Consider the following 6,704-nt stretch of genomic DNA (forward strand, 5'->3'; position numbering starts at 1 on the left):
GACGGGACTGAATTTTTTTGCGTATCAGGCATTCACTGGCTGGGCGACAACCTATCTTAAGGAAGACCGCGCCATTCCTGATACGGTCGTTGGGGATGTGCTGGGCTGGCAGTTTATTGGGGCAGCCATTGGTGGCCTCGTCTGGGGCTTCATCAGCGACCGTTTCGGTCGTCGCAACGCTGCTTGGGGATTTGTTGCTGCAGCGGTAATTATACCTGTTTATTTGTTCATACCGATGCCTATTGGTCTGCTTGAGCTAACAGGCTTTACCTATGGTGTGATGTTGTCGTGTAGCGCGATCTGGGGACCATGGCTGTCAGAGCTATACCCGCCACATTTGCGATCAACTGCCGCATCGATTTTCAACTGGGGCCGTGTAATCAGCATGACCGCTCCGCTCATTACTGCACCACTAGCAGAGGCGTTCGGCCGTGCACCCGTAATGAGCCTGGCTTCAATCAGCTTTCTCGCTGCGGCAGTTATTTGGTTGCGCATGCCTGAAACGGTGGCGCGGCGGAGATAGTCTAGAAGCCGACAGTCTGCTCCCGGCCCACAACAAGACACATATGGCACGTCATGCTGATCGACATCTATTTCGCGCAATCAACCGAGCAAAATAATATGTAAGAAGGAACTGTGGGTCCCATAACTCAGAATAGGGGGGGTGCCACCCCGGTGGGGTGTTGTTGGCTGGGTTTTTCGAAGGGGGTGGGGGTAGTTGTTGGTAGCGCACCCACAGACCAATAACAGGATATGTCCGTCAAAAGTCCGACCTACATTTCAATTTCCCCGAAGGCAAAGGTGTCAAACCATTGAAATATATGGTGAGCCCTGCTGGGTTCGAACCAGCGACCTACTGATTAAAAGTCAGTTGCTCTACCGACTGAGCTAAGGGCCCCCTAGCGGACCGCGAATTGGTCCGTGCGAGAGCGCTCCCCCTAATGGCGGGAACTTGTGCGGTCAAGCGCCTTTGGTCGGTTAAATCGCGATTGTAGCTGCCTGATGGTCAGGCCCGTCAGCGGCTCACGCCAATCGGGGGCAATCATGGCCGCAGGGGTCAGGACAAATCCCCGCGAACGCAGGCCGGGATGGGGAATGGCCAAGGCCGGATTGCTGTCCGCCCATGCGCCGCCGGACCACAATAGGATATCCAGGTCGAGCACACGTGCCCGCCAGCTTTGGCCGCGCCGGACGCGACCGAAATGGTGCTCAATCTCTTGCAGGCGTGCCAGCAGAGCAGGGGGCTCAAGATCGGTGGACACAACCGCCGCCGCATTTGCAAACTGGCGTGAGGAGGGCCCCATAGGGCTGGATTGGATCGTCGCCGAATGCGCGAAGACGTCGATATCGTCCATTTCCAACGCGGCGACCGCTTGCACGATGATCTTGTTTGGCGCGCCAATGATTGCATGTGGCTGATTAGAGCCAATGCCGATGAGGTAGAGATGTGACAGTTTAGATATCCTCTGCAAGCCGGCTGTATAATTGCGGGCGCCGATCGCGGAAGAAGCCCATGCTTGCGCGGTGGGCGCGGGCTTGATCCAAATCGAATGTTGCAACCAATATGCCGGTTTCCGCATCATCTAAATCGCAGACGACATCGCCCCATTCGTTGGCGATGAAACTGGTGCCATAGAATTTTTGTGCCAGACCGCCATGGTCGGCTTCTGCGCCGATGCGGTTTGCGGCGATGACCGGCATGCAGTTTGATACCGCGTGGCCCACCATGGCCCGGCGCCACATGTGCCGTGTGTCTAATGTCGCATCCTGTGGCTCTGCGCCAATGGCGGTGGGATAGAAAAGCAGCTCTGCACCCATCAATGCCATGGCCCGCGCACATTCGGGATACCATTGGTCCCAGCAGATGCCGACGCCGATTTGCGTGCCAAAGACTTCCCAAACTTTGAACCCGGTGTTTCCAGGGCGGAAATAATATTTCTCCTGATAGCCCGGGCCGTCGGGAATGTGGCTTTTGCGATAGATGCCGATAATTTCGCCATCGGGACCAATCATCGCGACGCTGTTATAGAAATGTGCGCCATCACGTTCGAAAAAGCTTGTGGGAATGGCAACGCCAAGTTGCTTGGCAAGTTTCGCCATTGCGATGACGGACGGATGCTCAAGCGTTGGCCGCGCCAGCGCGAAATGTTCTTCCTCCTGCGTTTTGCAGAAATAGGGGCCTGAAAACAGTTCAGGCGGCAGGATGATATGCGCGCCTTGCTCTGCGGCCTGTGACACGAGGTCACATACGGCATCGATGTTTTCGGCTTCGCTTGCCGATAGGGGCAGTTGCAACGCGGCAACGGTGATATTTCGGGTCATGCGGCGTCTATAGCCGGACGCCGAAACGCGCTGCAATCATGATTGTTACCAGATACAATAATATTGTCGTTGCTATGCCAGCGGTCAGTACGCGCCACAAGCGATGCCCCAACCGCAAAATTCACGGCATTAAGAGGGGTATCGGCTAGCTGGGCAACGCTAATGCAACAATTAGGGCCGTTTTTTGAACAACAATGTCATGCGGTCGGTTTCACCGATGGCTTCGTACTTCGCACGGTCGACGTCTTTCAAACGCAACGCTGGCGGAAGCGTCCAGACGCCATCGGGCCAATTTGCGCTGTCCTTTGGATTAGCGTTGATTTCGCTTTTCGCGACCAAGTCAAATCCATTCACTTCCATGAACTTGATGATGTCGGCCTCACGCATATAGCCTTTGGTGCCATTGGAGTAGCTGAACGGCGCATCTGCCTTGGCGCGATGCTGTTCGATTCCCAGCAAGCCATCATCCTTCAACAGGTCGCGCATCGCCTTGATTTCGGAATCTGCGATGTTCCAGTTCATCATATTGTGCAGCATACGCATCACAATTATGCGGTCAAACGACCCCTTTGCGCCCTCTGGAACTTCGCTGAGCGAAAACGCGTTGAAATCTGTCGCCGGACGTCCGGATACTGCCGCGACATCGGCAGGAAACTTTGCAATGTTCGCCGCGATGCCGGCTTTCTGTTGATCGCTGAAATGGCTTTTTGTGCCGAAATACAGGCCGGTATATTTGCCTTTTTCGTTCACATAACGACCAAGGATACGCGAAACCCATGCGCCACCCGGCGCATATTCACCAATGACGTGGTCAGGGTGCAACCGGAAGAATTCGAACGTTTCGGCCGGATGGCGATATTGATCGCGCTTGGCATCTGCACCGCGCGCCGGGTCGGCGAGGATTTTTGCAAGCCGCTCGCTATGTTCCTTATGCATTTTGTGATGCTCGGCTTTGCTCATGCTGTGGTGGTCAGCATAAGCGGGTGCTGCAAGCGCTGTGGCGGCGAGGGCAATTAGAAAAGTCTTTTTCATAGGGGGCGTCCTCTTGGTTGGTTGTTTTGGGAATATGCAATGTTTCGCGTTGATATCCAATAGCGTCAAATAGGTACTTGTTGGCTGGAACAGTGAAAGCTTCCGCCGCCGGTTAATACCGCATCCGCCATGACGCCGATAACGTCGCGTTCGGGGTAGATGTTTGCCAACACTTCGATTGCGGCATCATCGTTCACGCCGCCATAAATAGGTACGACGATGCTGCGGTTGCCAATGTAGAAATTCATATAGCTTGCCGGCACGATTTCCCCGTCTTGTTCAAAACGGCCAACCGAGGGCATCAGTGTCACTTTGCATCCGAACGCTTCAGCGCGCGCGCGGGCATCTTCAAAGACGGCGCGGTTTGGATCGCCGGGGCCGGCGCTGCTGGGAACCACAATATGGTTCGGGCCAACAAAGCGTGCCAAATTATCAATATGGCCGTCGGTATGGTCGTTGGCGAGGCCGTCGCCGAGCCAAAGCAAACGTTCTATCCCCAAGTCAGCGTGCAGCCGGTCTTCAATCGCGGCCTTATCAAGTGTTGGGTTGCGGTTGGGGTTTAACAGGCAATCAACCGTCGTCGCGGCAAGACCTTCACCGTCGACATCAATGGATCCGCCCTCAAATATCCAATCCGCCTGTGCAATTTCAAAACCGAAATCTGCCGCCAATTCATGGCCAATGCTTGTATCGCCGGGATAGTCGAACCGGTTTCCCCAGCCATTGAAGCCGAAATTACGGGCAATCCGCCGATCCCCATCTTTCACGATGATGCAGCCCGTGTCACGCAACCAGACATCGCCGATGTGGCGCAGCTCGACATGGACGCCAGCGTCAACTAGTCCCTTTGCGACGGCCATGGCCTCTGCGTTGCCGGCAATCACATGCACCCGCTCACCTTTGCCCGATGCGTGCACCGCATTGGCAAAGGCGGCCATCTGCTGCTGTGCGCGTTGGAGCGGCGCACCCCAATATTCCGCAGAACTGGGAAAGCCAATCCAGACGGCTTCATGGGGCGCCCATTCGGCGGGCATACGGAAGGTCATTGGCTTATTTCCCGTTGCGGCTCTTGTCGCGGACAGCGCGGAATTCGTCGCCGTCGTTCCAGTTTGGCCACGCGTCGGTCATCGCCAGCATCCGGCCAACACGATAATATAGTTTCAAGTCGGACATGACGCCCGACCAATCCCATTTTTCGTCAAATTCGTCGCCGGGCGCGTGGTAACGGTTCTTTTCATAATCCTCCGCTGCGGCCATCGCCGCGGCTTTACCGCCGGTGACAAGATCGTCTCCGCCTTCGAAATACACCATAGGCACGCCAAGCTTGGCAAAGCTGAAATGGTCAGAGCGATAGTAGAAGCCCTTTTCCGGTGTTGGTTCCATTTCCGGCGTCCGTCCTTCGGACTTTGCGGCAGCCTCAAGATAGAGATCAAGTTGCGATTTGCCTTTGCCGATGACGGTTAGGTTTTTCGCGGGGCCCGACATGGAAAACGCATCCATGTTCACGCCGCCCACGGTTTGCGAAAGCGGGAAGATGGGGTTTTCGGCGTAGAATTTCGAACCAAGCAGGCCGCTTTCTTCCGCAGTCACCGCAAGGAACACGACCGAACGCTCCGGCGCGCCGGCTTTTGCAAAGCCTTCTGCCAATGCGACCAGTGCCGCAGTGCCGGTGGCATTGTCGACTGCACCGTTACAGATGTCGTCGCCATCGGGCGCGGCCGTGCACCGACCGAGATGGTCCCAATGCGCCGTGTACAGCACATATTCGTCAGGGCGCTTGGTGCCTTTCATGACACCAACGACATTCTTGCTCGCCTTGCGCGCGATGTCATTTTCAAAGTTCATCGACGCGGTCAGGTTCAGCGGAACCGCCTTAAAGCCTTTTTGCTTGGCGGCGGCCATTTGCTTGTCGAGATTCTGACCAGCGGCGGCAAAAATTTGCTTCGCTACGGATTTCTGGATCCAGCCATTGGCTTGGGTCTGGCTCTTTCCCCCATCTTTTGACTGCGCCAGGAATTGCGTGCCTGTCCAACTGGAGTTGACGACATTCCAGCCATATGCCGCAGGGGCAGTGTCGTGGATGATCAAAACGGCAGCTGCACCCTGACGCGCAGCCTCTTCATATTTATATGTCCAGCGTCCGTAATAGGTCATGGCCTTGCCACCGAATGGGCCATCAAGACCTTCATTTTCGAAATCGGGGTCATTGACCATGACGACGACGGTTTTGCCCTTAACATCGACGCCGGCATAATCGTTCCAGCCCTTTTCAGGGGCGACAATGCCGTGACCGACAAAGACCATTTCGCTTTGATTGATATCGGTTTTGGGTGTCTCGCGGTAACTGCCAATGACATATTCGTTGCCATAGGCAAATGACATGGCCTTGCCGCTGCGGTCGGAAATCGTGAGCGGTGACACATTTTTCGCGGTAATTTCGATCAGTGGCACATCTTGCGTCCAGCTGCCATTATTGCCAGGCTCAAGTCCTGCCGCTTTATATTTGGATATCAGATAAGCGACGGTCTTCTCTTCGCCAACGGAACCCGGTGCGCGGCCTTCATAGCTGTCGAGTGACAATTCGCGTGTCACGTCCTTCATCGTCGCTTCGGAAAGCGCGGGGACTTCGACTTGCGGCAGGGCGTCCATGGAGACGTCCAGCGACGCATCCTTTTGACAGGCGGTCGTGAGAGCCAGAACAGATACAAGGGCCAGAGACAGCAGGCGCATGAAATTCTCCTAAGGGGGAAAGATTATTGCGCGCCTTCTGCCAGACCCGCCGGTCAGGCTCAAACAAAAAAGGCGGCCACAAGGACCGCCTTTTTCGTAAGATTGTTTGTAAGATTAACGCGAATAGAATTCGACGACCAAATTTGGTTCCATCTTAACGGGGTAGGGCACTTCGTCGAGCGTTGGGATACGCGCGAAGGTAACCTTGTCGTTGCCGTCTACAGACACATATTCTGGAATGTCACGCTCAGCGAGGCCTTGTGCTTCGATAACCAAAGCCATTTCCTTGGCCTTGCTGCCGAGGCTGATGACGTCACCGACAGCAACCTGACGGCTGGCGATGTTGCACTTCACGCCGTTGACGCGAATGTGGCCATGGCTAACGATCTGGCGTGCGGCGAAAATGGTTGGGGCGAACTTGGCGCGGTATACAACCATGTCCAAACGACGCTCGAGCAGACCGATAAGATTCTGCGAGGTATCGCCCTTCATATTGCTGGCTTCCTGATAGGCACGCTTGAACTGCTTTTCAGTTACGTCGCCATAATAGCCCTTAAGCTTCTGCTTGGCGCGCAGCTGAATACCATAATCGGAAAGCTTGCCTTTACGGCGCTGACCAT

The 6,704-nt window shown here is 55.3% G+C and carries 7 protein-coding genes and 1 tRNA gene; 1 reads left to right on the forward strand and 7 read right to left on the reverse strand.

Annotation, left to right across the window (positions count from 1 at the left end; all coding sequences use genetic code 11):
* The coding region (locus ACIQZK_RS10390; protein WP_397576063.1) for an MFS transporter at positions 1 to 523 on the forward strand (523 nt) is incomplete at its 5' end.
* A gap of 299 nt (positions 524 to 822) precedes the next feature.
* Here the strand turns inward: ACIQZK_RS10390 and ACIQZK_RS10395 are convergent.
* The 7 genes from ACIQZK_RS10395 to rpsD form a co-directional block, all read right to left on the reverse strand.
* A tRNA-Lys gene (locus ACIQZK_RS10395) sits at positions 823 to 898 on the reverse strand.
* 40 nt (positions 899 to 938) lie between these two features.
* On the reverse strand, positions 939 to 1,472 hold the full coding sequence (gene folK, locus ACIQZK_RS10400; protein ID WP_397576064.1) for a 2-amino-4-hydroxy-6-hydroxymethyldihydropteridine diphosphokinase: 534 nt from the start codon (positions 1,470 to 1,472) through the stop codon (positions 939 to 941).
* On the reverse strand, positions 1,456 to 2,322 hold the full coding sequence (aguB, locus tag ACIQZK_RS10405; protein WP_397576065.1) for an N-carbamoylputrescine amidase: 867 nt from the start codon (positions 2,320 to 2,322) through the stop codon (positions 1,456 to 1,458). The genes folK and aguB overlap by 17 nt, the downstream gene beginning before the upstream one ends.
* Positions 2,323 to 2,493: 171 nt before the next feature.
* On the reverse strand, positions 2,494 to 3,354 hold the full coding sequence (locus ACIQZK_RS10410) for a class I SAM-dependent methyltransferase (RefSeq protein ID WP_397576066.1): 861 nt from the start codon (positions 3,352 to 3,354) through the stop codon (positions 2,494 to 2,496).
* A 65-nt stretch (positions 3,355 to 3,419) separates the two neighbouring features.
* Entirely contained in the window at positions 3,420 to 4,400 is a 981-nt protein-coding gene (locus ACIQZK_RS10415; RefSeq protein WP_397576067.1) for an agmatine deiminase family protein, read from the reverse strand.
* Between the two features lie 4 nt (positions 4,401 to 4,404).
* Positions 4,405 to 6,084, reverse strand: a complete 1,680-nt coding sequence (locus tag ACIQZK_RS10420; protein ID WP_397576068.1) for a M28 family metallopeptidase — start codon at positions 6,082 to 6,084, stop codon at positions 4,405 to 4,407.
* Positions 6,085 to 6,198: 114 nt separating this feature from the next.
* Positions 6,199 to 6,704: 30S ribosomal protein S4 (gene rpsD / locus ACIQZK_RS10425; RefSeq protein ID WP_397576069.1), on the reverse strand; the 506-nt coding region annotated here is incomplete at its 5' end.

The sequence above is a fragment of the Sphingorhabdus sp. genome (genome assembly GCF_044338195.1).
Classification (GTDB): Bacteria; Pseudomonadota; Alphaproteobacteria; order Sphingomonadales; family Sphingomonadaceae; genus Sphingorhabdus_B.

Excerpts from the sequence above, each read along its gene's own strand:
- aguB (WP_397576065.1), bottom strand. The coding sequence starts at position 2,322 with ATGACCCGAAATATCACCGTTGCCGCGTTGCAACTGCCCCTATCGGCA.
- ACIQZK_RS10410 (WP_397576066.1), bottom strand. The coding sequence starts at position 3,354 with ATGAAAAAGACTTTTCTAATTGCCCTCGCCGCCACAGCGCTTGCAGCA.
- ACIQZK_RS10415 (WP_397576067.1), bottom strand. The coding sequence starts at position 4,400 with ATGACCTTCCGTATGCCCGCCGAATGGGCGCCCCATGAAGCCGTCTGG.
- ACIQZK_RS10420 (WP_397576068.1), bottom strand. The coding sequence starts at position 6,084 with ATGCGCCTGCTGTCTCTGGCCCTTGTATCTGTTCTGGCTCTCACGACC.